Genomic DNA, 24,634 nt, shown 5'->3' on the forward strand with positions numbered 1-24,634 from the left:
CGGGTGCGCCGGTCGCCACGATAACGATCCGGCCGCCGTTTCGGTTCGACGGTGTTGCGAAGCCGGCGCCGAATTGCGCCGGACGGGCGCGATCACCAGCGCCTTGCCGGCGGTTCGATGCCCGCACAGGCGCTTTGGCGGCCGCGGGCGATCCGCGATGGCATGTCGGTCGCGCATCGAGGCTCCGGATTGGCCGGCGCGCCGGCGACGCGTTAGCCTCAGCAACAATCCGGGGGCAGAGGAGGTGCGGGTGCTCTTCCGTCAGCTGGAGTACTTCGTCGCGGTCGCGCAGGAGCGCCACTTCGCTCGTGCTGCCGAGAAGTGCTATGTATCCCAACCCGCGCTGTCCGCCGCGATCGCCAAGCTGGAACGGGAACTGAACGTCACGCTGATCAATCGCGGGCACAGCTTCCAGGGTCTCACGCCTGAGGGTGAGCGGTTGGTGGTGTGGGCCAAGCGGATTCTGGCCGAGCACGACGCCTTCAAGTCCGAGGTGCATGCCGTCCGGTCGGGCATCACCGGCATGCTGCGGCTGGGCACGGTCCCCACCGCCTCGACGACCGCCTCCCTGGTGCTCTCGGCGTTCTGTTCGGCGCACCCGTTGGCAAAGGTACACATCCTTTCCCGGCTGTCCGGCACCGAACTGTACCGGCGGCTACGCGAATTCGAACTGGACGCCGCGATCGTGCACGCGGCGCCCGACGAGGCCCACGACGTGCACCTGGTGCCGCTGTATGAGGAGCACTATGTGTTGTTGTCGCCCGCGGACATGCTGGGATCCGCCGGCTCGACGATGACCTGGCCGGAGGCCGCGCAGTTGCCGCTGGCGTTGCTCACGCCCGAGATGCGGGACCGCCAGATCATCGACAAGGCCTTCGCCGACCACGCCATCGAAGTGGCCCCGCAGGTCGAAACCGACTCCGTTGCTTCGCTGTTCGCGCAGGTCGCCGCGGGGAACTGGGCATGCATCGTGCCGCACACCTGGTTGTGGACCTCGCCGCTGGGGCGGGAAGTCCGCGCGGTGGAGATGGTCGACCCGGTGCTCAAGGCCGACGTCGCGCTGGCCACCAGTTCCGCCGGCCCGGGGTCGCCCATCGCCCGCGCGCTCGCCACCTCCGCGGCTCAGCTGTCGCTGAACGAGTTCTTCGACGCGCAGTTATCGCGAATCACGCACGGGCGCTGACCGCTACCGCGCTGGTCGGGTTCAGGCTCGCCAGATGCCCGCTTTCCACCCCGGCCGCCCGGTCGAGCTCGCAGTCGATGATCGACGGCGTCCGGGAGCCGATCGACTCGGACAGCGCCGACTGCAGCTCCGCCGGGGTGATGACGTGATATCCCTTGCCGCCGAAGGCTTCCGCGAGTAACTCGTGATGGGCCCGCGCGTTAAGGACGGTGGGCGCCGGATCCGATCCCTGCGCTGCTTCGTCGCCGCGGTAGACGCCGCCGTTGTTGAGAATGACGACGGTCACCGGAAGCCGGTAGCGGCAAATGGTCTCGATTTCCATTCCGCTGAAGCCGAAAGCACTATCACCCTCGATCGCGACCACGGGGTCACCGGTTTCGACGGCGGCCGCGATGGCGTAGCCCATACCGATGCCCATGACGCCCCATGTTCCCGTGTCGAGCCGGTGCCGCGGCACCTCCATGCCGATGACGTTGCGGGCCAGGTCCAGCGCGTTGGCTCCCTCGTTGACCACGTAAGCGTCCGGGTTTTCCTGCAGCACAGCGCGGATCGCGCCCAGCGCGTTGTAAAAGCGCATGGGATGGGGGTTTTCGGTCAGGCGTTCGCGCATCTTGGCGTCGTTGCGTACGGTGCGCTCGGCCAGCTCACTGGTCCATTCGGCGGGCACCGTGAGGGGGTGGGCGACCAGGCCGTCACGCAGCGCCGACATCACCGAGCCGATGTCGCCGACCAGTGGCGCGGCGATAGGCTGGTTGCTGTCGAACTCCGACGGGGCGATATCGACCTGGACGAACTTGGCGCCGGCGGACCATTGCGGCGAGTCCCCGTGGCCGAGTAGCCAGTTCAGCCGGGCGCCGACCAGCAACACGACGTCCGCGCGCGCGACCGCGAGCGAGCGTGCGGCCGCGGCGGACTGCGGGTGGGAGTCCGGGAGCAGACCCTTGGCCATCGACATGGGCAGGAAAGGAATGCCGCTGGCCTCGACAAACTCGCGAATCACGTTGTCGACCTGGGCATATGCCGCACCCTTGCCGAGCACGATCAAGGGTCGCCGCGCCTTCGCCAGCACTCGCAGCGCGCGCTCGACCGCGTCGGGCGCCGGCAGCTGCCGGGGCGCGGGGTCGACGATCCGCCAGACCGTCTCCGCACCGGCCACCGCGTCCATGGCTTGCCCCAACACGTCGCCGGGGATGTCGAGGTAAACGCCACCGGGACGGCCGGAGATCGCGGTGCGGATGGCACGCGCGACGCCGCGCCCGATGTCCTCGACCCGGCTGATCCGATAGGCCGCCTTTGCGAAGGGCCGTGCGGCGTTGAGCTGGTCGATGTCCTGGTAATCACCGCGTTGCAAATCGACCAGCGCCCGGTTGCTGGAGCCCGAGATCTGGATCATCGGGAAGCAGTTCGCCGTGGCGTTGGCGAGCGCCGGCAACCCGTTGAGGAAACCGGGCCCCGATGTCGTAAGGCACACGCCGGGTCGGCGGGTCAGGAATCCGGCGGCGGCGGCGGCGTTGCCGGCCGACGTCTCCTGCCGGAAACCGATGTAGCGGATTCCGGACGCCTGCGCGACGCGGGCGAGGTCGGTGATCGGGATGCCGACGATCCCGTAGATGGTGTCCACGTCGTTGGCCTTGAGCGCTTCCACCACCAGGTGGAAGCCGTCGATCAAGCGCGTGGACTCGTGCTCCTGGCCGGGAGACGCCGAAACTGCGGTCATGGTGCCGACTCCTCGTGTGTGGTCGGAGGTGAAGTAGAGCCTCAGCCCATACTCTGGCGCGGCCGCCCCGCGGGTGTCCAAGACCAAGCCGCTATGCCGCGATTCACGCCGTCTATCGGCGCTGGCCAACCGGGTTCCGCGACGTCGATAGCCAACGGTTATCGGTCGTGAGTGAATCGATATTGGACGCGCCGGACGGCCACCCGGCATGGTTCGAGCAGGTGGACGACGAAGACAGAAGGAGCGCGGCGATGAAATCTGAGGCGATCATCGGCGGCCATGCCACGGCGGAGATGCCGGGCCCACGCATCGCCGATCTGGTCGAGGAGGCGGCACGCCGCTCTCCAGGGGTGCCCGCGTTGGTCGCCACCTCCGACCGGGTACCGGTCAGCTACCACGATCTGCTCCGGCTGGTGGACGACCTGGCCGCGCAGCTGAAGCGGGCCGGGCTGCGGCCCGGCGATCGCGTCGCGCTGCGCTCCGGGAGCAACGCGGAATTCGTCGTCGGACTGTTGGCGGCCTCGCGGGCCGACCTGGTCGCGGTCCCGCTGGACCCGGCCCTTCCCGTCGGCGAACAGCGCGCCCGCAGCGAGGCGGTGGGCGCCCGGGCGGTGCTCATCGACGGCGAAGCGCCCGTCGATCAGGGAGAACCGGGCCTGCCGTGGTGGCCACTCGCGGTGACGGTCGGCGCCCCAACGGTGCGCTTGGACGTGACCGGGGCTCCCGCACAACACTTTTCGACGCCGGAGGGGCTGCGCGACGACGACGCCGTGATCATGTTCACCGGCGGCACCACCGGGGTGCCGAAGATGGTCCCCTGGACTCGCGGCAACATCGCCGCCTCGGTGCGGGCCATCATCGCCGGTTACGGGCTCGGCCCCAGGGACGCCACGGTGGCGGTGATGCCGCTCTACCACGGGCACGGGCTACTCGCCGCGCTGCTGGGGACCCTGGTGTCCGGGGGAGCGGTGTTGCTGCCCGCGCGGGGACGGTTCTCGGCCCACACCTTCTGGGACGACGTCGGCGCCGTCCGCGCCACCTGGTACACGGCGGTCCCGACGATTCACCAGATCCTGTTGGAGCGGGCCGAAACCGACCGACCGGGCGACGCCGGACTGCGGTTCATCCGCAGCTGCAGCGCCCCCCTCACCGCCGAGACGGCGCAGGCACTGCAGGACACGTTCTCGGCCCCCGTGGTGTGCGCCTTCGGCATGACCGAAGCCACCCACCAGGTCGCCACTACCGAAATCGGCCACACCGAAAACCCTGCTGCCACACCGGGTCTCGTCGGCCGCTCGACCGGGCCGGAAATCAGCATCGTCGGGCCCGACGGCCGGCCCATGCCCATGGGAGAGGTCGGTGAGGTGTGGCTGCACGGACCCACCGTGGTCCGGGGCTACCTCGGCGACCCGGCGATCACCGCAGCCAATTTCACCGACGGGTGGTTGCGCACCGGTGACCTGGGAACGCTGTCGGCGGCGGGCGAACTGATCATCCGTGGGCGGATCAAGGAGCTCATCAACCGGGGTGGAGAGAAGATCTCCCCGGAACGCGTCGAGGGCGTGCTGGGCAGCCACCCCGGCGTGCTGGAGGTGGCCGTCTTCGGGATGCCCGACAAGCTGTACGGCGAGACGGTGGCGGCGGTGATCGTTCCCCGCGGACCGGCCGCACCGACCGCGGACGAACTCGCCGCCTTCGCCCGCGACCGGCTGGCCCCCTTCGAGGTACCGGGCAGCTTCCGGCAGGCGGCGGAGCTGCCGCACACCGCTAAAGGATCACTGGATCGCCGCGCCGTCGCCCAGCGATTCGGGGCGTAGCGACTTATCCGTTCAGACGGTGGCCTTCACCCGAGTGGCCGCGGTTTCCGGCATCGGTTCGTAGCGGGCGAAGGTCCGGGTGAACGACGCCGCCCCGTGGGCAAGTGAGCGCAAGTCGATCGCGTAGCGCGTCAACTCCACCTGCGGCACCTCGGCTTTGACCAAGGTGCGTTCGTGGTCGGCGGTCTCGGTACCGAGCACGCGACCGCGACGGCCCGACAGGTCGCCCATCACCGCACCCACGAAATCGTCGGGCACCAGCACCGAGATCTCATCGATGGGCTCGAGCAGGCTCACCTTGGTCGCCGCGGCCGCCTCGCGCAGCGCCAGGGAGCCCGCCATCTGGAACGCGAAATCCGAGGAGTCGACGCTGTGTGCCTTGCCGTCGAGCAGTGTGACCCGAATGTCGACCACCGGGTAACCGGCGTGCACGCCCTTCTCCATCTGCGCGCGAACGCCCTTCTCCACGCTCGGGATGAATTGCCGCGGCACCGCCCCGCCGACCACCCTGTCGAGGAATTCGAATCCGGAGCCCCCGGGCAGCGGCTCCACTTCGATGTCGCACACCGCGTATTGACCGTGGCCGCCCGACTGCTTGACGTGGCGGCCATGGCCTTTTGCCTTGCCGCTGAACGTTTCTCGCAGCGGAACCCGGAGCTCGACGGTGTCGACCGTGACGCCGTACCGGTTGGCCAGCGCGTCGAGGACCACACCGGCGTGGGCTTCGCCCATGCACCACAACACGATTTGGTGGGTCTCCTGGTGCTGCTCGATCCGCAATGTCGGGTCCTCGGCGGCCAGCCGTCCCAGCCCGACCGACAGCTTGTCCTCGTCGGTCTTGGCGTGCGCCTGGATCGCCACCGGCAGCAGGGGTTCGGGCATCGTCCACGGTTTCAGCACGAGCGGCTCCGCCTTGTCCGAGAGCGTGTCGCCGGTTTCGGCCCGGCTCAGCTTGCCGATGGCGCAGATGTCACCCGCCACCACGGCCGGTGCCGGGCGCTGCTGCTTGCCGAGCGGGAAGGACAGGACTCCGACGCGCTCGTCTTCGTCGTGGTCGGGGTGCGTGCTGCCGTTCCCGTTGACCGCCCCGAAGAACGACGCAAAATGGCCCGACACATGAACCGTCGTGTCGGGCCTGATGGTCCCGGAAAACACCCGGACCAGGCTGACCCTTCCGACGTAGGGGTCCGACGTCGTCTTCACCACCTCCGCGAGCAGGGGTGCGTCCGCGTCGCAGGTCAGCGTCGCGTGCGGGGCGCCCTGCGGCGTAAACACCTCCGGGAGTGGGTGTTCCATCGGGGACGGGAATCCGCGCGTGGCGACCTCCAGCAGTTCCAGGGTGCCGACGCCGGTGCTGCTGCATACGGGGATCACCGGGAAGAACGACCCCCGGGCGACGGCCCGCTCCAGGTCCTCGATGAGCACCGCCTCGTCGATGGACTCACCGCCGAGGTAGCGATCCATCAGCGATTCGTCCTCGGATTCCTCGATGATGCCTTCGATGAGGGTCCCGCGCGCCTCCTCGATCTTCTCCGCGTCGGAGGGATCGGGCGGTTGCATGGTCCGCTTGCCGTCGGCGTATTGGTAGCGGGTCTGCGACAGTAACCCGATCAAGCCTTCGCAAGACGGCAGGCCGGTCGGCAGGTACAGCGGTAACACCTTGTCGCCGAACGCGTTCTGCGCGGCGGCCAACGCCTCGGAGTAGTTCGCCCGGGCGTGGTCGAGCTTGGTGATCACCACGGCGCGGGGCATGCCGACCTGATCGCATTCCTGCCACAGCGATTTGGTGGGTTCGTCGACGCCCTCGTTGGCCGCGATCACGAACAGCGCGCAGTCCGCGGCGCGTAAGCCGGCCCGCAACTCGCCGACGAAATCGGCGTATCCCGGGGTGTCGACCAGATTGATCTTGATGCCGTCGTGCGCGAGGGAGGCGACGGCAACGCCGACGGACCGCTGCTGGCGGATCTCGGCGTCGTCGTAGTCGCATACCGTGCTGCCGTCGGTGACGGAACCCGCTCTGTTCAGCACCCCGCCGGCGACCAACAGCGCCTCGACCAGGGTGGTCTTGCCGCCACCCGAGGGCCCGACGAGGACGATGTTGCGCACATTGCCGGGACCGTTCGCGGTGGGGGCGGCCGCCGCTCCCTGGGAGGCATTCGCCTTGTCCGCCATGTCCTTCCTCCAGTTCTCCCCCGGTGGGTGCGTCCAGCGTGGTGTGTCCTGGCTCACAGGGTCTAGAGGCAACTTTTCCCCCAACCGCGGCCCAACACAAGGCCACGGGCGGGCCACATTTGCGCCGGCCGGGCCGGGAAGGGAGTGTCGGCCGTCAGGCGTGCCAGCTCGACCAGCGGCGCACCGCGATCGCGATCACCGGCCCGTCCAACGGAACGGATTGGTACTGAGGGTATTTGGCGCGCAGCAGCCGGCATGCGGACTCCATCGCCGCTCCGTCGGCATGGATGCTGGCGGTGCCGTCGACCCGCACCCACCACAGCCGCGTCCAATCGTCGGCGTAATGGTCGACGAGCAGGCTCACGTGGGGGTTCTCTTCAATGTTGGCCAGTCGTCGCAGCCGCCGCGTCGTCTTGGGCTTCGCGTCGACGGCGGTGTACACCACGTCGGGAGCGTCATCAGCGACCGCGAATACCACCGGCACCAGGTGGGGGAAGCCGTCGGGCGCGATCGTGGCCAGCCGGGCCACCGGGGATCGGGTGAAGCTGGCCTTGGGGTCGAATTCGCCCACCGTGTCAGCCTAGGCGGATCGGAACCTTGCCACTGCCATGAATAGCTACCTGCATTACGGTTATATACACATCATTGTGCCGCCCAGAACCGCAAGGCCGGGACAGTTCGGTGTTACCGCAAAGCAGGAAGGGTGACGGATGAGCAAATCGCACCACCGCTCGGTCTCGTGGTCATGGTTGGTCAGCGTGCTGGCTGTGGTCGGATTGGGCCTCGGTCTGGGCACCGTGCCGGCGGTCGCAGCGCCATTCACCCAGCCGCAGGCGCCCCTCGACCCGGCGGCATTGGTCGGCCAGGTGGGGCCGCAGGTGGTCAACATCAGCACCAAGTTCGGCTACAACAACGCGGTGGGCGCCGGAACCGGCATTGTCATCGACCCCAACGGCGTCGTGCTGACCAACAATCACGTGATCTCCGGCGCGACCGATATCAGCGCGTTCGACGTCGGCGACGGGCAGACATACGCCGTCGACGTGGTCGGTTATGACCGCACCCAGGACATCGCGGTGCTGCAACTCCGCGGCGGGGCCGGCCTTCCGACCGCCGCGATCGGCGGCGGCGTGACGGTGGGCGAGCCGGTCGTCGCGATGGGCAACGCCGGCGGCCAGGGCGGAACGCCCAGCGCGGTGTCCGGCAAGGTCATCGCGCTGAACCAGTCCGTGTCGGCGACCGACACGCTGACCGGCGCCAACGAGTCGCTGGGTGGGCTGATCCAGGCCGACACACCGATCCGCCCCGGCGACTCCGGCGGTCCGCTGGTCAACAACGCCGGGCAGGTAGTCGGTGTGAACACCGCCGCCACCGATAACTACAAGATGTCGGGCGGCGGGCAGGGCTTCGCCATCCCGATCGGCAGGGCGATGGGCGTGGCGGGGCAGATCAGGTCGGGCGCCGGCTCGAACACCGTGCACATCGGCCCGACCGCGTTCCTCGGGCTGGGTGTGACCGACAGCAACGGCAACGGCGCGCGCGTCGAGCGCGTGGTCACCGGCGGCCCCGCGGCGGCGGCCGGGATTTCCCCCGGCGACGTCATCACCGGGGTTGACAACGTCGTGATCACGGGGGCCACGTCGATGACCGAGGTGCTCGTCCCGCACCACCCCGGCGACAACATCACGGTGCGCTACCGCTCCGCCGGCGGCGGCGACCGCACCACGAACGTGACGCTGGCGGACGGACCTCCGGCCTGATCCCCATGTCGACGAGGCCCGGTGGGCGGCCAATTCTCTTGGCGCCGAGTGTTTTTCGTCGCATGTCAGTGGGCGTGATTCCGAATGTCGCGCCTCGGGTACCCGTGGCATCGTGGATTTGATGAACGACGCACGAGAAGCTGTCGAGCACCATCCCGGAGGGGGCAGTCACGTCCAGGACGGTGTCGTCGAGCACCCCGAGTCCTATGACTTCGACAATGCCGCCGCGCTGCCCACCGACCCGACATGGTTCAAGCACGCCGTTTTCTACGAGGTGCTGGTGCGGGCGTTCTTCGACGCCAATGCGGACGGGTCGGGCGACCTGCGCGGACTCCTGGGGCGCCTGGACTACCTGCAGTGGCTGGGCATCGACTGCATCTGGCTGCCGCCGTTCTACGACTCGCCGCTGCGTGATGGTGGTTACGACATCCGGGACTTTTACAAGGTGCTGCCCGAGTTCGGCACGGTCGAGGATTTCGTCGCGCTGCTCAACGCCGCGCACGAGCGGGGCATCCGGGTCATCACCGACCTGGTCATGAACCACACCTCGGATTCGCACCCCTGGTTCCAGGAGTCGCGGCACGACCCGGACGGCCCGTACGGCGACTTCTACGTGTGGAGCGACACCAGCGAGAAGTACACCGATGCCCGGATCATCTTCGTCGACACCGAGGAGTCCAACTGGACCTTCGACCCGGTGCGCAAACAGTTCTACTGGCACCGGTTCTTCTCGCATCAGCCGGACCTGAACTACGAGAACCCGGCCGTACAGGAAGCCATGATCGACGTCCTGCGCTTCTGGCTCGGCCTGGGCATCGACGGGTTCCGCCTGGACGCGGTGCCCTACCTGTTCGAACGGGAGGGCACCAACTGCGAGAACCTGCCCGAGACGCACGCCTTCCTCAGGCGCGTCCGTAAGGTCATCGACGACGAGTTCCCGGGCCGCGTGCTGCTGGCCGAGGCCAACCAGTGGCCGGCCGACGTGGTCGAGTACTTCGGCGACACCAGCACCGGCGGCGACGAATGCCACATGGCGTTCCACTTCCCGCTGATGCCGCGCATTTTCATGGCGGTTCGCCGGGAGTCGCGGATTCCGATCTCGGAGATCCTGGCGCAGACGCCGGAAATCCCCGACATGGCGCAATGGGGAATCTTCCTGCGTAACCACGACGAGTTGACGCTGGAGATGGTCACGGACGAGGAACGTGACTACATGTACTCCGAGTACGCCAAGGATCCTCGGATGAAGGCGAACGTCGGAATCCGGCGCCGGCTGGCGCCGCTGCTCGACAACGACCGCAACCAGATCGAGCTGTTCACCGCGCTGCTCCTGTCGCTGCCCGGCTCGCCGGTGCTGTACTACGGCGACGAGATCGGCATGGGCGACGTCATCTGGTTGGGTGATCGCGACGGCGTGCGCACCCCGATGCAGTGGACACCGGACCGCAACGCCGGGTTCTCCAAGGCCAACCCGGGCCGGCTCTACCTGCCGGCCAGCCAGGACTCGGTCTATGGCTATCAGGCCGTCAACGTGGAGGCCCAACGCGACACGTCCACGTCGCTGCTGAACTTCACCCGCGTGATGTTGGCAGTGCGGCGCCGCCACGAGGCTTTCGCGATCGGCACATTCGAGGAGCTGGGGGGCTCCAACCCGTCGGTGCTGGCGTTCGTGCGCCAGGCGCCCGACGGGGGCGACACGGTGTTGTGCGTCAACAACCTGTCGCGGTTCCCTCAGCCGATCGAACTGAATCTGCAGCACTGGAGCGGTTGCACGCCGGTGGAACTGACCGGGCACGTCGAATTTCCGCGGATCGGGCACCTGCCCTACCTGCTGACGTTGCCTGGGCACGGGTTCTACTGGTTCCAGCTGACCGCATGTGGGGATGAAGAGGAGCGGCGCACATGACTGAGCCAGCCAAGTTGCCCTGGTCGGACTGGCTCCCACAGCAACGGTGGTACGCCGGGCGCAATCGAGAACTGACCTCCGCCGAGGCCGCCGTGGTCGTCCCGCTGCGGGAGGACCTCGACCTGGTACTGGTCGACGCCCAGTACGCCGACGGCTCGTCCGAGCGTTACCAGGTGATCGTGCGGTGGGATATCGCGCCGGTCTCCGAGTACAGCACCGTGGCCACCATCGGTGCGGCCGGTGACCGCACCGGTTTTGACGGCCTGTACGACACCGAGGCGCCGCAGTTCCTGCTGTCTTTGATCGATTCGTCGGACGTTCGAACCGCGTCGGGCACCGAAGTGAGGTTCGTCAAGGAACCCGACGCGGTGCTGCCGCTGGAGGCGATGCCGCACGTCTCCGACGCCGAACAGAGCAATACCAGCGTGATCTTCGATCGCGACGCGATCTTCAAGGCGTTCCGCCGCGTCAGCAGCGGCATCAACCCGGACATCGAACTGAACCGGGTGCTGGGCCGCGCGGGTAACCCGCACGTGGCCCGGCTGCTCGGCACCTACGACATGGCCGCCCCGGACGGAACGGCCGATGAGGCGTGGCCGCTCGGCATGGTGACGGAGTTCGCATCCAACGCCGCCGAAGGGTGGGCGATGGCCACCGCCAGCGTTCGCGACCTGTTCGCGGAAGGTGACCTGTATGCCCACGAAGTCGGTGGTGACTTCGCCGGCGAATCCTGCCGGCTCGGCGAGGCCGTGGCGTCCGTGCACGCCACGCTGGCCGAGTTCCTCGGAACGGCGCAGTCGGCCTTCCCGGTCGACACCGTGCTGGGGCGCCTGTCGTCGACCGTGGCGAAGGTGCCCGAGCTGCAGGAGCACGCGGCAACCATCGAGGAGCGATTCGCCAAACTCGCCGGCCAGGCGATCACCGTCCAGCGGGTACACGGGGACCTGCACCTCGGGCAGGTGCTGCGCACGCCCGAAAGCTGGTTGCTCATCGACTTCGAGGGCGAACCGGGGCAGCCGCTCGACGAGCGCCGGGCGCCGGACTCACCGCTGCGCGACGTGGCAGGCGTGCTGCGGTCCTTCGAATACGCCGCGTACGGACCGCTGGTGGACCAGGCGGCCGACAAGCAACTGGCGGCCCGCGCCCGGGAGTGGGTCGAGCGCAACCGGACCGCGTTCTGCGAGGGCTACGCCGCCGCGTCGGGCACCGACCCGCGCGATTCAGCCGAGCTGCTGGCCGCCTACGAGCTGGACAAGGCCGTTTATGAGGCCGGCTACGAGGCGCGGCACCGGCCCGGTTGGCTGCCGATCCCGCTGCGCTCCATTGCCCGGCTCACCGCCTCATAGCAACTCTGATCTGCGAGTGACACGGGCTTCTGGAACCATGTCCGTGTGACGAAGGAGATCTTTGACAGCGAGGCGCGGCTGTCCTGGGTGCTGGCAGCGCTGGCCGGTGTGTTGGGGGCCACGGCTTTCACACACTCCGCCGGATACTTCGTGACCTTCATGACCGGAAATGCCCAGCGCGCCGCGCTCGGATACTTCCGGGGCGATGTCTTGCTCTCCGTCAGCGCGGGACTGCTGATCGTGTGCTTCGTCGGGGGCGTAGTCGTCGCATCGGTGTGCCGGCGGCATTTCTGGGTGGCGCACCCCCACGGCCCGACAGTGCTCACCACCTTGAGCCTGATCGCCGCGACCGTGGTGGACGTCTTCGACGAAGGATGGGAAGAGAATTTTCTTGACTTCGCGCCGATCACGTTGGTGGCGTTCGGCATTGGCACATTGAACACGTCATTCGTCAAAGACGGCGAGGTGTCGGTTCCGCTGAGCTACGTGACCGGAACGCTGGTCAAGATGGGCCAGGGCATCGAACGTCACATCGCCGGTGGAACGGTGGCCGACTGGCTGGGCTACTTTCTGCTGTTCGCCAGCTTCGTCCTGGGCGCCACGGTCGGCGGCTTGATCAGCATAGTGGTCAATGGGACGTGGATGCTGGTGGTCGCTTCGTCGGTGTGCGCGTTGACAACTGGCTATACGTACTTTCACCAGGATCGCCGCGCCCTGCTGGACGGAACCCAAAAGCATCGGCAGTAGCGCTGACCGGTGCGCTACTGCCGATGCTGGTTCGGGGTTAGGCGGCCGGCTGCGCCGGTTGTGCCGGCTGGGCCGTGGTGTTGCTGGCCAGCAGCACCTGCTGGATGTCGGGCTTCATCGCGACCAACTGCTGGTTCCAGTAGGGCCACGAGTGCGTCCCGTTGGCCGGGAAGTTGAACGTCCCGTTGCGCCCGCCGGCGGCGGCGTAGGTGTTCTGGAACTGCTGGTTGGTGCGCAGCGTGAGGCCTTCCAGGAACTTGGCCGGCATGTTGTCACCGCCCAGGTCACTGGGTGTGCCATTGCCGCAGTACACCCAGATGCGGGTGTTGTTGGCGACCAGGCGCGGGATCTGGACCATCGGGTCGTTGCGCTTCCACGCCGGGTCGGTGGACGGACCCCACATGCTGTTGGCGCTGTAGCCGCCCGAGTCGCTCATCGCCAGGCCGATCAGCGTCGGCCACCAGCCATCGGAGGGGTTGAGGAAGCCCGACAGCGATGCGGCGTAGGGGAACTGCTCCGGGTAGTACGAGGCCAGGATCAGGGCGGAGCCGCCGGACATCGACAGGCCCACCACGGCGTTGCCGGCCGGCGAGATCTGCTTGTTGGCCTGCAGCCACAGCGGCATTTCCTGGGTCAGGAACGTCTCCCACTTGTAGGTGTAGTTCTGGCCATTGCTCGACGACGGCTGGTACCAGTTGCTGTAGAAGCTGGACTGGCCTCCGACCGGCATCACCACCGACAGGCCGGACTGGTAGAACTCCTCGAAGGCCGGGGTGTTGATATCCCAGCCGTTGTAGTCGTCCTGGGCCCGCAAACCGTCGAGCAGGTACACCGCGTGCGGTCCGCCGCCCTCGAACTGGACCTTGATGTTGCGGCCCATCGACGGTGACGGCACCTCCAGGTACTCCACCGGCAGCCCCGGCTTCGAGAACGCCCCCGCGGTGGCCGCGCCGCCGGCGGCAGTGACGAGCCCAGACACCAGGGCAGCCCCCACAGCCGCGACCGCCAGTTGGCGCGGCATGGTCGCCGCGGCGCCACGCAACTTCCGCAACTCTTCGAAGAACTTCATAGCTCTCTACCCATCCCAACTTTCATCTGCCGTGTGCGGCGGTCGAATCTGTTCGCTGGGCAGTCAAACACGTGGGGAGGGCTCATTTCGCCTGTCACGGCCGAAGCTTCACATCGCGGTTGGTTAACGATTGGGAATCAGCCCGGAATCGTCACCGTTGGATCACGATTGGCTATCGGAACCGCACGCCGGCCTTCCCAACGGCCGGCGCATCGGCTAACGCCGCCCGCCGCCCCTAGGCGACGAGTCGGCGCAATAACGTTGACGCCGCGGCGATTCCGAGCACCGCGGCCACCACCAGCACGACGATGTCCATCGGGTTGAAGGGCGTGCCGATGAGCAGTCCCCGCAGGGCGTTGACCTCGTAGCTGAGCGGGTTGACCCTGCTCAACACGTGCAGCCACGTCGGCATCACGTCGACCGGGTACAGCGCGTTGGAGGCGAAGAACAGCGGCATCGTGATCGCCTGGCCTATTCCCATCAGGCGATCGCGATTGCGCACCAGGCCGGCCAGCGTCATCGACAGGCAGGCGAAGAACGCGGCGCCGAGCATGACGACGGCCATCGCCGCCAGAATTCGCAGCGGGTTGACCGTCAGGCCGACATTCATCAGATACGCCAATGCCATCACGCCGACCACCTGGGCCACCGAGCGGACCCCGGCCGCAAACGCCTTGCCCGTGATCAGTGCCGACGCGGGCGCCGGCGTCACCATCAGCTTGGCCAGGACACCGGCGTCTCGATCCCAAATGATCTGTATCCCATAGAAAATCGAGATGAACAGCGCCGACTGGGCAATGATCCCCGGCGCCAGGAAGGCCAGGTAGGACACCGACCCGGTCTGGATGACGTGCAGATGGCTGAAGGTGGTTCCGAAGATCAACAGCCACAGCGCCGGCTGCACCATCCGGGTGACGAGCTCGGTCCTGTCGTGCTGCAACTTCTGCAGTTCGACGATCGCGAACGCGCCGATCCGGCTCAACACGGCGCCGACCCGTTGCCATCCGCGCGGCGCGCGGACCAGGGTCCCCGGCATGGCGCTGTCAACCGACACGGCGCGCAACCTTTCTGGCAGAACGGATTTCGCGGAACGATCCCGCCGAATCGCCCTCCAGGCCCGAGGCGGCATAGTGGCGGAACACGTCCTCGAGGGTTGCGCGCGGCGACACCGTCGACTTCAACTTGGCGGGCGTGCCCACCGCGCGCAACTCACCCTGGTGCATCAGTGCGACGCGATCGCACAACGCGTCGGCCTCTTCCATGTAGTGGGTGGTCAGCAGCACGGTCATCCCGAACTGCGCCTGCATCTTCTGCACCTGTGTCCAGACGCCGTCGCGCGCGATCGGGTCCAGCCCGACGGTCGGTTCGTCGAGAACCAGCAGTGACGGCCGGTTCACCAGCGCCTGCGCCACCTCGAGACGGCGGACCATGCCGCCGGAGTAGGCGGAGGCCAGCCGGTCGGCAACGTCAAGCAGGTCCATGGCCGCCAGCGCCTGCCCGACCCGGTCGGATCGCTCGGCCCGGGGCACCCCGTAGAGTCGCGCGAACCATTCGACGTTTTGTCGGCCCGTCAATGCGGGCTCGATCGAGAGTTGTTGCGGCACATAGCCGATGTTGCTGCGAATGTCGGTGGTTTGACGGCGGGCGTCCAGCCCGAAGACGCGCAATTCGCCCTGTTGCACCGGCGCCAGCGTGGTGAGCATCCGGACCATGGTCGTCTTCCCGGCGCCGTTCGGACCGAGCAGGCCCATGGTTTCGCCCGGCCGCACCTGCAACGTCACGTCGTTGACGGCGGTGAACTGGCCGTACCGATAGGTCAGGTGCCTGGCATCGATCGCCATCGGCAGTGATGCGCTCATGGCCGTCGCTCCTGCAGTGTCTGGGTCATCAATTCAATAACCTCCAATCCTCTTGTCAAAGACTCGATTTGGTCGTCGTCAAGTTCGGCGAGCACCTCGGCCAGCACTGCTCGCCGCGCGGCCCGGGACGCGTCGACGATCTGCTGGGCGGGCTCGGCGAGGTGTAACCGGCCGACCCTGCGGTCCGTGTCCGCGACGGTGCGCATCAGCAAACCGCCGGATACCAGCTTGGACACCAGGGTGGAGGCGGTGTTGGGGGCCAGCCCGAGCTCGGCGGCAGCGGCGTTGACCGAGATGCCCGGCCGCCGGCCCACCAGCCACAGCAGCTCGGACTGTGACTCGGTCAGCCGCGACGAATCGAAGCCGCGGCCGGCCGACCGCCGGAGTTGCCGGCGAAATCTGCCGACGACGCGAAACACCTCGGTGACAACGTCGGTACTTGACTTCACCTGTTCCATAATACCTCTGTAGCCGAGCTATATATGTGTAGAAGCTGTGCAGAAGGTATGTACCCGCCACTACGGGAGGCGATGCAGGACCACGTCGGCGAGCGTCCCGTCGGCGACGTCGGCGGTCATGTAGGTGCAGAACGGTTGTCGGCGCCGGTCCGTCGGCGAGCCCGGATTGAGCAGGCGCAGGCCGGTGTCGGTGCGGGTGTCCCAGGGGATGTGGCTGTGCCCGAACACCAGGACCTGGGTGTCGGGATACAACCGCGACATCCGGGCTTCGCGGCCCGTCGCCGCGCCGGTCTCGTGCACCACCGTGAATCGCACGCCCGCCAGGGTCACGTCCGCCCGTTCCGGCAGCCTGGCCCGCAGTGCCGGCCCGTCGTTGTTGCCCCAGCAGGCGACCAGCCGGGCCGACCTGGCTTCGAGTTCCTCGAGCAGCTCGGGCACCACCCAGTCGCCGGCATGCACGACGACGTCGGCCGCGTCCACCTCATCCCAAATTCGTGCGGGCAGGTCGCGGGCGCGCTTGGGGACGTGGGTATCGGAAATCATCAGCAGCCGCACAACCCCATCTTGCCGCGCCCCTGGTCTTTACCTCGCCGTCGACGCCATCGCTTGTTCGGGCTTGGTGATCGGCGCGTCGGCCTCCTCGCCGAGCAGGAGGGAACGAACGAGGCGACGGGGTCCGAAGGGCCGCAGCATGGCGCTGGCGGGGCGGGGCCGCACGCGCATCGGCCACCAGAACCAACGCCCCAGCAGCGCCGCGATCGACGGCGTCATCAACGAGCGCACGATCAACGTGTCGAACAGCAGGCCGAGACCGATCGTGCTGCCGGCCTGGCCGATTGAGCGCAGGTCGCTGGCGACCATCGACATCATGGTGAAGGCGAAGACCAGACCCGCCGAGGTGACCACGCCACCCGTCCCGCCCATGGAGCGGATGATGCCGGTCTTCAGTCCCGCTCCGATCTCCTCCTGGAACCGGGAAACCAGCAGCAGGTTGTAGTCGGATCCGACCGCCAGCAGGATGATCAGCCCGAATACCGGTGCGATCCAGTTCAATTCCAGCCCCAACAGGTGTTGCCAGACCAACACCGAGAGCCCGAAGGCGGCACCCAGCGAGAGCAGCACCGTGCCGACGATCATTAGGGATGCGACCAGCGCACGCGTGATGATCAGCATCACGACGAAGATCAACGTCAGCGCGGCGAGCCCCACGATCAGCAGGTCGTAGTGGGAGCCCGACTGAATGTCGCGGTAGATGGCCGCCGTGCCCGCGAGGTAGAACTTGGCGCCCGTCAGGGTCGTACCCTTCACCGCTTGATGTGCGGCGGCCAATTCCGGCATGACCGCGGAGATGCCCGCCGGCGTTGCCGGGTCCGCGTCGTGGGTGATGATGAAGCGGGCGGCCTTGCCGTCCGGCGACAAGAACAGCTTAAGCCCGCGCTGAAAGTCGGGATTCTGGAACGCTTCTGGCGGCAGGTAGAAGTAGTCGCCACTGCGGGAAGCGTCGAAGGCCTGACCCATCGCGCTCGCCGTGTCCGTCATCTGCGCCATTTGGGTGACCAGACCGGAGAAGCTGCTGTGCATGGTGAGCAGAGTCCCCTGCATCGACTGTGCGACGGCGATGATCGGTGGGAATTCGGCGAGCATCTGGGGCAATATCGCGTCGACGTTGTTCACGTCATTGATCAGCGTGCTCATGTTCTCGCTGAACTTGTCCACACCATCGATCGCCTCGAACACCGACCTCGCAGCCCAGCACACCGGGATGTTGAAACAGTGCTGTTCCCAATACAGATAGCTGCGGAACGGCCGAGCGAAATCGTCGAAATCCGCAAGGTGGTCGCGCATCTCGTCCAGCGTGGCCTGCATCTCGTGCATGTCGCCGACCATGTGATGGGTGGCGCCGCTCATCTGCCCGACCAAGCCCTGCATCCGCTGCATCGAGACGATCATGGCGCCGAGGTCGTCGCTCATCTTGAGCATGTCGTCGGTGCGGTCCCGCATGAATTGCAGGTTCTGCTGGATCGGGATCGATTGGGCGCTGATCTGGAAGGGTATCGAGGTGTGCTCGATGGGGCCGCCCAGCGGCCGGGTGATGCTCTGCACCATCGCGATTCCGGGCGAGCGAAAGATGTCTTTGGCAAGCCTGTCGAGGATGATCATGTCGCCGCTGTTCCGCATGTCATGATCGCTTTCGATCATCAAGATGTCGGGATTCATTGTGGCGGCGCTGAAATGGCGCTCCGCGGCCGCATACCCGACGCTCGACGGGAGGCCGCGGGGTATGTAGAAGCGGTCGTTGTAGCTGACCTTCATGCTCGGCATGATGAGAATGCCGACGATCGCGATGACCAGCGAGGCCGCGAAAACCGGGCCGGGCCAGCGCACGGTGGCGGTGCCGATGCGCCGCCAACCGCGCGTCTTGATCATCCGTCTCGGGTCGAGCAGGCCGAACCGGGTTGCCACCGCGACGACGGCGGGGGCCGCGGTCATCGCTCCCGCCACGACGACGAGCAGGCCCAAGGCGGACGGAATGCCCAGCGCCTTGAAGTACGACAGGCGCGCCAGGTGCAGGCAGAACGTGGCACCGGCGATCGTCAATCCCGAGCCCAAGATGATGTGCGAGGTACCGCGAAACATCGTGTAGTAGGCGGTTTCTCGGTCTTGACCGGCCTGGCGCGCCTCCTGGTAACGCCCGATGAGGAAGATCGCGTAGTCCGTGCCCGCCGCGATCGCCAACGAGGACAGCATCGCAACGACGAACGTTGAGAATCCCAACAGCTCATTGTTTCCAAGCAGCGCGACAAGCCCCCTGGCCGTGCCCATCTCGAAGCCGACCATGACCAGGACCAGAAGAACCGTGCTGACGGAACGATAGGCGATGAAAAGCATGATCATGATGACGACACCCGTGACGCCCATCATCTTGAACATGCTCTTGTCGGCGGCCTCGTTCATGTCCGTGGTCAGGGGGCCCGGACCGGTGACGTAGACCTTGAGTCCCTTGGGGGGCTCTGACTTGTCGACGATCTTCCGCACCGCGTCGACGGACTGGTTGCCCATGGTGCTGCCCTGATTACCGGCCAGGTTCAGTTGGACGTAGGCGGCCTTGCCGTCGCGGCTCTGGACACCCGCGGCGGTGAGTGGATCTCCCCACACGTTCTGGACGTGCTGGACGTGCTTGGGGTCGGCCTGCAGCTTGCGCACCAAGGCGTCGTAGTAGCGGTGCGCCTCGTCGCCGAGCTGCTTATCGCTCTCCAAGACGATCATCCCGGTGCTGTCGGAGTCCGACTCGTGAAAGGTTGCGCCGATGCGCTTGGCGGCGATCATCGCCGGAGCGTCCTGGGGCGACATCGTCACCGCGTGGTTCCTTGCGACCGACTCGATCGGCGGCACAAGCACGTTCAGGGCGACGGTGAGTAATAGCCAGCCGATGATGATGGGCCACGCGAACCTGCGGACGAATCGCATGAATTTCGGACGGGCGTCGGTGTCGGTGTTCATGCGGCCTTCACCAGACAGGAGGTTTGGGCGTGGCGCCCGGCCGAGGAACGCTGGTCCTTGACCACACCGTTGACGGTGATGCGGCACCCGATGTCGTCGCTGTTGCCTTGCGCCACCACGCTGGCGATCACGGCGGGCACCGTGGTGGTGACCGTGAAGGTCCACGGCAGCGTGGTGAAGTCCACCTGTTCCGGCTGCGCGTTGTTGTCGAGGTAGCTCACGGTTCCCGTTGTGCCGCTGGGGCCGTAGACCTCGTAGGTCACTTGCTTGATGTGTGAGGGTTCGAGTGGTTCGGCGCTACGGCCCGTCGCGGTAAAAATCGCGTCGGACCCGAAGACGCCGCGGAGCCGCTCGACGGCGATGCCGCCGAGGGCGACTGCCACCACGACGACCAGCGGCACCCACGCCCGTCTGAGAAACGTGGACACTGACGTTCCTTCCCTCGTGACCGGGTCGTTCTGGTACGGAGTCTCAGCCCGCATCGCCCCCGCGAATAGGGCCGTTTGGCCCGCACCTGAGGGCCAGCGGGCACACGTTGCACGTGATCGCGTGCCTGGTACCCACGAGTCGCGGCATGAACCGTAGCTCAATTCGTACCATACCCCCCCGGGTATTATCAATCGGTCTCGGTATACCCCCGTGGGTATGGTATGAAGGAGTCATGGCAAACGAAGTTCACGACCCCGGCGACATGGACGCCGTCCTGGCCCGGTTGCGTCGGGCGCACGGTCAGCTCGGCGGCGTCATCGCGATGATCGAGCAGCGCCGCAGCTGTAAGGACGTCGTTACCCAACTGGCCGCGGTATCACGGGCGCTGGATCGCGCCGGCTTCAAGATCATTGCCTCGGGGCTGCGCGACTGCATCGCCCGACCGGAGGGTAGTCCCACCGACGGGCCGGCCGTGTCGATCGATGAGCTGGAAAAACTGTTCCTGAGCCTGGCCTGACGGGCCGGTGCCGACGAAAGGGAAGCGCAATGAACCCCGCTGAAAGCGGTCGAGCCGGATCGGCGGTCACACTCTGGTTGGACCCGGTGTGCCCGTTTTCGTGGAACACCGCACGGTGGCTCCGCGCCGTTGCCGAGAAGACCGGCATGGCTGTCGATTGGCAGCTGATGAGTTTGGCGGTGCTCAACGAGGGGCGAGAACTCCCGGCCCCTCAGCAGGCCCGCATGCGCGACTCGCAAAAAGTTGGCCGGCTGATGGCCGCCATCGCGCGCGAAAACGGCGCCGCCGGGTGGACCGCCGCGTACTTGGCGTTTGGTGAACGGTACTTCGACGGCTCCGAACCCCTTGACGACAGTCTCGTCGCCCACGTTTTGACCGCGGCCGGTGCGCGAGACACCACCGCCGCGGTCACCTCGGACGCATCGCTGGACGAAGTCGTGCGACGCGGACACCAGGCGGCGCAAGCCGCGCTCGGCGAAACCGGGGGGAGCCCGATCCTACGGATCGACGGGCATGCGTTCTTCGGGCCGGTCCTGACCGCGTTGCCCGACGCCGCGGACTCGATCGCGCTGTTCGATGCGGTCGCCACCTTGGGTGCGGTTCCTCAGTTCACCCAGCTGCAACGCCCGCGCACCGCGGGTTAGTTGTGACCAGCCAGCTGCGAATTACCTTAGCGTCGAACGAAATTCCGGGTAGATCGAAACCGAGGAGGAAGAAATGACATCAGGATTGACCGCCACGTTGCACACCTCGTTTGAGGAAGCGGTGGAGCAGACCACCAAAGCTCTGGCCGAACAGGGTTTCGGAGTGCTGACCACGATCGACGTCAAAGCCACGCTGAAAAACAAGCTCGGGGAGGACATGGAGGACTATGTGATCCTCGGTGCCTGCAACCCGGTGCTGGCGCATCGCGCGCTGGGCATCCACCGCCAGATCGGCCAGTTACTGCCGTGCAATGTCGTGGTGCGGACCGATCCCGCCGAAAACGATGCGGTTCTCGTCGAAGCGATGGATCCGCAACTCATGGTGAAGGTGACAGGCGAGCAGGGGGCCCTGCAGGAGGTCGCGGATCAGGCCACCACCAAATTGCAGGCCGCGATAGGCGCACTTCGGTAGCCGATCCGCCGAGGTGCAGGGGAGTCAGCCTTGCTGGCTCCGCGCTTCGGCACCCGTTTCCCCGGCATCGAAAGAATCGTCGGAACCAGCCGCTCCCACGTAGGAGCCGTCGGCCTCTCCGGCCGCGGCGCGTGACCGAGACTCGTGAGCCTCCGGTTCGACGTCGGACTCTGTCTTGTGGCCCTTCGGCTCTCCCATTTGCTCCCCTCCGGTGCGGGTCTTGACTTCCGACGGGGTTCCCCGTGCATGCGCCGCCAAACCAGATCGTGCGTGCTGCGGTGGCCGGGATGGCTGATCCGGCACGAGGACCTCGGCGCTATTCTTAGCGCCCGGAGTCAAGGAGGAACCTCAATGCGCACCTTCGAATCAGTAGCCGAGCTCACGGCCGCTACCGGCGAAACCATCGGCCACAGCGACTGGGTCACCATCACCCAGGAAGATGTCAATCTGTTCGCCAACGCGACCGGCGATCACCAGTGGATCCACGTCGACCCGGAACGCGCCGCCGCCGGTCCCTTCGGCGGGACGATCGCCCACGGTTTCATGACCCTGGCCCTGTTGCCGCGCCTGCAGCACCAGATCTACACGGTCAACGGCATCAAGCTCGCAATCAACTACGGCCTCAACAAGGTTCGCTTCCCCGCCCCGGTGCCGGTCGGCTCCCGGGTGCGCGCGCAGACGTCACTGGTCAGCGTCGACGACGTCGGAAACGGCGCCGTGCAGGCGACCATGTCGACCACCGTCGAGATCGAGGGCGCGCCCAAGCCGGCGTGTGTGGCCGAGAGCATCGTCCGCTACGTGTCGTGACCTACTACCGCGAAACCTAAACCACGGCGGCCCTTTACGGCGTGTCGTCGCCAAGGTTTACGTGTCGTGAGGCGCCCAGGCGAGCCGGGTCAGAACTCCGCGACGGAATGCTCGAGCCGCTCGGCCAGCCGCGCCTGGGCTTCCGCGCGCCGGGTGGGTATGTGCGCGGACGGGAATGGCGTTGTAACCGGCTGGTATTCGCGCAAGGTGCGGCGGGCCACCGTCATCTTGTGCAGTTCGGTGGCGCCGTCGGCGATGCCCAGCGACTCGGCCGCCACCATCATCTTGACGAACGGCATCTCGTCGGAGACGCCGAGCGCACCGTGCAGGTGCATGGCCCGTTGCACGACGTCGTGCAGCACCTGGGGCATGGCCACCTTGACCGCCGCGATGTCGCGGCGCACCTTCTGGTAGTCGTGGTGCTTGTCGATCAACCACGCGGTGCGCAACACGAGCAGCCGGAACTGTTCGATCTGAATCCAGCTGTCCGCGATCTTCTCCTGGGTCATCTGAAAATCGGACAGTCGCCCGTGCCGCGTCTTTCGGGACACGGCACGCTCGCACATCATGTCAAAAGCGCTGCGCGCCAACGCGATCGTGCGCATCGCGTGGTGAATGCGCCCACCACCGAGCCGGGTCTGCGCGATCATGAACGCATGACCCTCACCGCCCAGCACGTGATCGGCCGGGACGCGCACGTCGGTGTAGCGGACATACCCGTGGCTGGCGCGCGCCGACGATTCTGCTCCCACGCCCACGTTGCGGACGATCTCGATGCCCGGTGTGTCGGCCGGGACGATGAAAAGGGACATCTTGTCGTACGTGCGCGACTCGGGGTTCGTCACCGCCATGACGATGAAGAACGAGGCGTGCTTGGCGTTGGTGGAGAACCACTTCTCCCCGTTGATCACCCAGTAGTCGCCGTCGCGGGTAGCGGCGGTGACGAACTGTCCGGGATCGGAACCGCCCTGCGGCTCGGTCATCGAATAGCACGAGGTGATCTCGCCGTCGAGCAGCGGCTGCAGGTAGCGGGCCTTCTGTTCGTCGGTCCCGAACATCGCCAGGATCTCGGCGTTGCCCGAATCGGGCGCCTGGCAGCCGAACACCGACGGCGCCCAGCGGGAACGGCCGAGGATCTCGTTGAGCAGCGCGAGCTTGACCTGGCCGAAGCCCTGGCCGCCGAGCTCTGGCCGCAGATGCGCGGCCCACAGGCCCTGATCCTTCACCTGCTGCTGCAACGGCCGCAGGATCGCCATCATCTCGGCGTTCTTCTTGTCGTAGGGGTCGAGAGCGACCAGATCGAGCGGTTCGAGCTCGTCGACCATGAACTTTTCGACCCAGTCGAGCTTTGCCTGATATTCCGGGTCTGTTTCGAAATCCCACACGGTGGCCACCCGTTCCCCGGCGCCGCGTCGCGCCGGACTCATCGATGAAGCCACCCCATCGTAAATGGCGGCGGCGGGGAATCAGTCGTCGCTGCGAGTATCGATGACGCGCTGCGCAACGTCGACGAGCTTGGCCTGGCTCTCCTGGGACAGGCGGCGCAGTAGGTCGAAGGCGCGCAGCTCGTCCACGCCGTAGCGCTCCATGATGATGCCCTTGGCCTGACCGATCCGGTCTCGCGTCGACAGCGCCGATTGCATCTGCTGCCCGTGGCGCCCGGCCATGATCGCGGAGGCGGCGTGTGCGGCGAAGACGATGCCGATGGTCTCGGCCTCGGTATCCCATGCGCCCGGCCGGAAGCTGAACAGGTTCAGCGCGCCGGCCGTGCGCTCCGCGGTGTACAGCTTGAACGAGAGGCTGCTCAGCACACCGCGTTCCACGGCCGCCGGCGCATAACGGGGCCAGCGTGGTTCCTCGCGGAGGTCGTCGGTGCGCACGATCGTTTCCTTCAGCGCGGCGTCGTGACAGGGACCCTCACTGAAGTCGTGCTGCAGCTTGTCGAGCTGCGCAACCAGGCTGTCGGTGTCCGCGACCGACTCGAAATCTCCGCCCCCCTTGATCAGCAGCACGCCGGCAATGTCGGCGCCCGGTATCAGCTCCACCGCGGCGGTGGTCACGTCGGTGAGCACCTGACCGAGGTCGCGTGGTGCGGCGATGTCGCGGGCCAGTTCGGCCATGCGCCTCGCCAGCTCGTGCTGGGAACTCGGGTCCGATAGGTCCATAGGCGGGATTGTCCATGATGTACCCCGTTGCGTCACGCGGGCATCCTCCCGCGGCGCCCGTCGGC

The 24,634-nt window shown here is 66.8% G+C and carries 22 protein-coding genes; 10 read left to right on the top strand and 12 right to left on the bottom strand.

Annotated features, from left to right (window positions below; translation table 11 throughout):
• Nucleotides 1-250 precede the first annotated feature (250 nt).
• On the top strand, nt 251-1,183 hold the full coding sequence (locus A5758_RS06895) for a LysR family transcriptional regulator (RefSeq protein ID WP_067738385.1): 933 nt from the start codon (nt 251-253) through the stop codon (nt 1,181-1,183).
• Here the strand turns inward: A5758_RS06895 and oxc are convergent.
• Nucleotides 1,167-2,900: an oxalyl-CoA decarboxylase gene (oxc, locus tag A5758_RS06900; protein ID WP_067738096.1), complete on the bottom strand. Its 1,734-nt coding sequence runs from the start codon at nt 2,898-2,900 to the stop codon at nt 1,167-1,169. The two genes, A5758_RS06895 and oxc, sit on opposite strands and share 17 nt — an antisense overlap.
• A 251-nt stretch (nt 2,901-3,151) precedes the next feature.
• Between oxc and A5758_RS06905 the strand changes: the two genes are divergently transcribed.
• A complete protein-coding gene (locus A5758_RS06905) occupies nt 3,152-4,717 on the top strand; it encodes a FadD7 family fatty acid--CoA ligase (RefSeq protein ID WP_067738388.1) in 1,566 nt (521 codons plus the stop codon).
• A 12-nt stretch (nt 4,718-4,729) separates the two neighbouring features.
• Here A5758_RS06905 and A5758_RS06910 read toward each other — a convergent pair whose 3' ends face one another.
• Together A5758_RS06910 and A5758_RS06915 are read right to left on the bottom strand one after the other, a co-directional pair.
• The gene (locus A5758_RS06910) at nt 4,730-6,889 is read right to left on the bottom strand and encodes an elongation factor G-like protein EF-G2 (protein WP_067738100.1); all 2,160 of its coding nucleotides are present in this window, start codon (nt 6,887-6,889) and stop codon (nt 4,730-4,732) included.
• 154 nt (nt 6,890-7,043) lie between these two features.
• Complete coding sequence (locus tag A5758_RS06915) at nt 7,044-7,460, bottom strand: TIGR03668 family PPOX class F420-dependent oxidoreductase (RefSeq protein WP_067738103.1); 417 nt, start codon at nt 7,458-7,460, stop codon at nt 7,044-7,046.
• A gap of 139 nt (nt 7,461-7,599) precedes the next feature.
• On the opposite strand from A5758_RS06915, the gene A5758_RS06920 reads away from it, so the two are divergent.
• The 4 genes from A5758_RS06920 to A5758_RS06935 all read left to right on the top strand — a co-directional run bounded on the left by A5758_RS06920 (nt 7,600) and on the right by A5758_RS06935 (nt 12,648).
• On the top strand, nt 7,600-8,649 hold the full coding sequence (locus A5758_RS06920) for a S1C family serine protease (protein ID WP_067738106.1): 1,050 nt from the start codon (nt 7,600-7,602) through the stop codon (nt 8,647-8,649).
• A 121-nt stretch (nt 8,650-8,770) separates the two neighbouring features.
• Nucleotides 8,771-10,555: a maltose alpha-D-glucosyltransferase gene (treS, locus tag A5758_RS06925; RefSeq protein WP_067205040.1), complete on the top strand. Its 1,785-nt coding sequence runs from the start codon at nt 8,771-8,773 to the stop codon at nt 10,553-10,555.
• Nucleotides 10,552-11,901 carry a maltokinase gene (locus tag A5758_RS06930; RefSeq protein WP_067204891.1) on the top strand — a complete coding sequence of 450 codons (1,350 nt, stop codon included), beginning with the start codon at nt 10,552-10,554 and terminating at the stop codon, nt 11,899-11,901. The genes treS and A5758_RS06930 overlap by 4 nt, the downstream gene beginning before the upstream one ends.
• Before the next feature lie 45 nt (nt 11,902-11,946).
• Nucleotides 11,947-12,648 carry a YoaK family protein gene (locus A5758_RS06935; RefSeq protein ID WP_067738108.1) on the top strand — a complete coding sequence of 234 codons (702 nt, stop codon included), beginning with the start codon at nt 11,947-11,949 and terminating at the stop codon, nt 12,646-12,648.
• 37 nt (nt 12,649-12,685) lie between these two features.
• On the opposite strand, the gene ag85C is transcribed toward A5758_RS06935, so the two are convergent.
• The 7 genes from ag85C to A5758_RS06970 form a co-directional block, all read right to left on the bottom strand.
• Nucleotides 12,686-13,717 (bottom strand): diacylglycerol acyltransferase/mycolyltransferase Ag85C, encoded by a 1,032-nt coding sequence (ag85C, locus tag A5758_RS06940; protein ID WP_067738111.1) that lies wholly within the window; start codon nt 13,715-13,717, stop codon nt 12,686-12,688.
• 235 nt (nt 13,718-13,952) lie between these two features.
• Nucleotides 13,953-14,771 (bottom strand): ABC transporter permease, encoded by an 819-nt coding sequence (locus tag A5758_RS06945; protein ID WP_067738391.1) that lies wholly within the window; start codon nt 14,769-14,771, stop codon nt 13,953-13,955.
• Nucleotides 14,761-15,576 carry an ATP-binding cassette domain-containing protein gene (locus A5758_RS06950; RefSeq protein ID WP_067738114.1) on the bottom strand — a complete coding sequence of 272 codons (816 nt, stop codon included), beginning with the start codon at nt 15,574-15,576 and terminating at the stop codon, nt 14,761-14,763. The genes A5758_RS06945 and A5758_RS06950 overlap by 11 nt, the downstream gene beginning before the upstream one ends.
• A complete protein-coding gene (locus A5758_RS06955) occupies nt 15,573-16,034 on the bottom strand; it encodes a MarR family winged helix-turn-helix transcriptional regulator (RefSeq protein ID WP_067738117.1) in 462 nt (153 codons plus the stop codon). The genes A5758_RS06950 and A5758_RS06955 overlap by 4 nt, the downstream gene beginning before the upstream one ends.
• 60 nt (nt 16,035-16,094) lie before the next feature.
• Entirely contained in the window at nt 16,095-16,589 is a 495-nt protein-coding gene (locus A5758_RS06960) for a metallophosphoesterase (protein ID WP_067738120.1), read from the bottom strand.
• 27 nt (nt 16,590-16,616) lie between these two features.
• Entirely contained in the window at nt 16,617-19,535 is a 2,919-nt protein-coding gene (locus tag A5758_RS06965) for an RND family transporter (protein ID WP_067738123.1), read from the bottom strand.
• The gene (locus tag A5758_RS06970; protein ID WP_067204868.1) at nt 19,532-19,963 is read right to left on the bottom strand and encodes an MmpS family transport accessory protein; all 432 of its coding nucleotides are present in this window, start codon (nt 19,961-19,963) and stop codon (nt 19,532-19,534) included. The genes A5758_RS06965 and A5758_RS06970 overlap by 4 nt, the downstream gene beginning before the upstream one ends.
• 233 nt (nt 19,964-20,196) lie before the next feature.
• Between A5758_RS06970 and A5758_RS06975 the strand changes: the two genes are divergently transcribed.
• The 4 genes from A5758_RS06975 to A5758_RS06990 all read left to right on the top strand — a co-directional run bounded on the left by A5758_RS06975 (nt 20,197) and on the right by A5758_RS06990 (nt 22,404).
• On the top strand, nt 20,197-20,481 hold the full coding sequence (locus A5758_RS06975; protein ID WP_067204865.1) for a metal-sensitive transcriptional regulator: 285 nt from the start codon (nt 20,197-20,199) through the stop codon (nt 20,479-20,481).
• Nucleotides 20,482-20,510: 29 nt separating this feature from the next.
• Nucleotides 20,511-21,125 carry a DsbA family protein gene (locus A5758_RS06980; RefSeq protein ID WP_067738129.1) on the top strand — a complete coding sequence of 205 codons (615 nt, stop codon included), beginning with the start codon at nt 20,511-20,513 and terminating at the stop codon, nt 21,123-21,125.
• Nucleotides 21,126-21,198: 73 nt separating this feature from the next.
• Nucleotides 21,199-21,597 carry a DUF302 domain-containing protein gene (locus A5758_RS06985; protein ID WP_067204860.1) on the top strand — a complete coding sequence of 133 codons (399 nt, stop codon included), beginning with the start codon at nt 21,199-21,201 and terminating at the stop codon, nt 21,595-21,597.
• A 351-nt stretch (nt 21,598-21,948) separates the two neighbouring features.
• Complete coding sequence (locus tag A5758_RS06990; protein WP_067738132.1) at nt 21,949-22,404, top strand: MaoC family dehydratase; 456 nt, start codon at nt 21,949-21,951, stop codon at nt 22,402-22,404.
• Nucleotides 22,405-22,493: 89 nt separating this feature from the next.
• On the opposite strand, the gene A5758_RS06995 is transcribed toward A5758_RS06990, so the two are convergent.
• Both A5758_RS06995 and A5758_RS07000 read right to left on the bottom strand, forming a co-directional pair.
• Nucleotides 22,494-23,831 carry an acyl-CoA dehydrogenase family protein gene (locus A5758_RS06995; protein WP_067738134.1) on the bottom strand — a complete coding sequence of 446 codons (1,338 nt, stop codon included), beginning with the start codon at nt 23,829-23,831 and terminating at the stop codon, nt 22,494-22,496.
• Nucleotides 23,832-23,870: 39 nt separating this feature from the next.
• Nucleotides 23,871-24,569 carry a GAF and ANTAR domain-containing protein gene (locus tag A5758_RS07000; RefSeq protein ID WP_067738394.1) on the bottom strand — a complete coding sequence of 233 codons (699 nt, stop codon included), beginning with the start codon at nt 24,567-24,569 and terminating at the stop codon, nt 23,871-23,873.
• Nucleotides 24,570-24,634 lie beyond the last annotated feature (65 nt).

Source organism: Mycobacterium sp. 852014-50255_SCH5639931 (genome assembly GCF_001665605.1).
Taxonomy (GTDB): domain Bacteria; phylum Actinomycetota; class Actinomycetes; order Mycobacteriales; family Mycobacteriaceae; genus Mycobacterium; species Mycobacterium paraffinicum.

What these genes read in the sequence shown, in the direction of transcription:
- A5758_RS06980 (WP_067738129.1), top strand. Translation starts at nt 20,511, where the DNA reads ATGAACCCCGCTGAAAGCGGTCGAGCCGGATCGGCGGTCACACTCTGG.
- A5758_RS06965 (WP_067738123.1), bottom strand. Translation starts at nt 19,535, where the DNA reads ATGAACACCGACACCGACGCCCGTCCGAAATTCATGCGATTCGTCCGC.
- treS (WP_067205040.1), top strand. Translation starts at nt 8,771, where the DNA reads ATGAACGACGCACGAGAAGCTGTCGAGCACCATCCCGGAGGGGGCAGT.
- A5758_RS07000 (WP_067738394.1), bottom strand. Translation starts at nt 24,569, where the DNA reads ATGGACCTATCGGACCCGAGTTCCCAGCACGAGCTGGCGAGGCGCATG.
- ag85C (WP_067738111.1), bottom strand. Translation starts at nt 13,717, where the DNA reads ATGAAGTTCTTCGAAGAGTTGCGGAAGTTGCGTGGCGCCGCGGCGACC.
- A5758_RS06905 (WP_067738388.1), top strand. Translation starts at nt 3,152, where the DNA reads ATGAAATCTGAGGCGATCATCGGCGGCCATGCCACGGCGGAGATGCCG.
- oxc (WP_067738096.1), bottom strand. Translation starts at nt 2,900, where the DNA reads ATGACCGCAGTTTCGGCGTCTCCCGGCCAGGAGCACGAGTCCACGCGC.
- A5758_RS06930 (WP_067204891.1), top strand. Translation starts at nt 10,552, where the DNA reads ATGACTGAGCCAGCCAAGTTGCCCTGGTCGGACTGGCTCCCACAGCAA.
- A5758_RS06985 (WP_067204860.1), top strand. Translation starts at nt 21,199, where the DNA reads ATGACATCAGGATTGACCGCCACGTTGCACACCTCGTTTGAGGAAGCG.
- A5758_RS06955 (WP_067738117.1), bottom strand. Translation starts at nt 16,034, where the DNA reads ATGGAACAGGTGAAGTCAAGTACCGACGTTGTCACCGAGGTGTTTCGC.
- A5758_RS06950 (WP_067738114.1), bottom strand. Translation starts at nt 15,576, where the DNA reads ATGAGCGCATCACTGCCGATGGCGATCGATGCCAGGCACCTGACCTAT.
- A5758_RS06920 (WP_067738106.1), top strand. Translation starts at nt 7,600, where the DNA reads ATGAGCAAATCGCACCACCGCTCGGTCTCGTGGTCATGGTTGGTCAGC.
- A5758_RS06910 (WP_067738100.1), bottom strand. Translation starts at nt 6,889, where the DNA reads ATGGCGGACAAGGCGAATGCCTCCCAGGGAGCGGCGGCCGCCCCCACC.
- A5758_RS06995 (WP_067738134.1), bottom strand. Translation starts at nt 23,831, where the DNA reads ATGAGTCCGGCGCGACGCGGCGCCGGGGAACGGGTGGCCACCGTGTGG.
- A5758_RS06975 (WP_067204865.1), top strand. Translation starts at nt 20,197, where the DNA reads ATGGCAAACGAAGTTCACGACCCCGGCGACATGGACGCCGTCCTGGCC.
- A5758_RS06990 (WP_067738132.1), top strand. Translation starts at nt 21,949, where the DNA reads ATGCGCACCTTCGAATCAGTAGCCGAGCTCACGGCCGCTACCGGCGAA.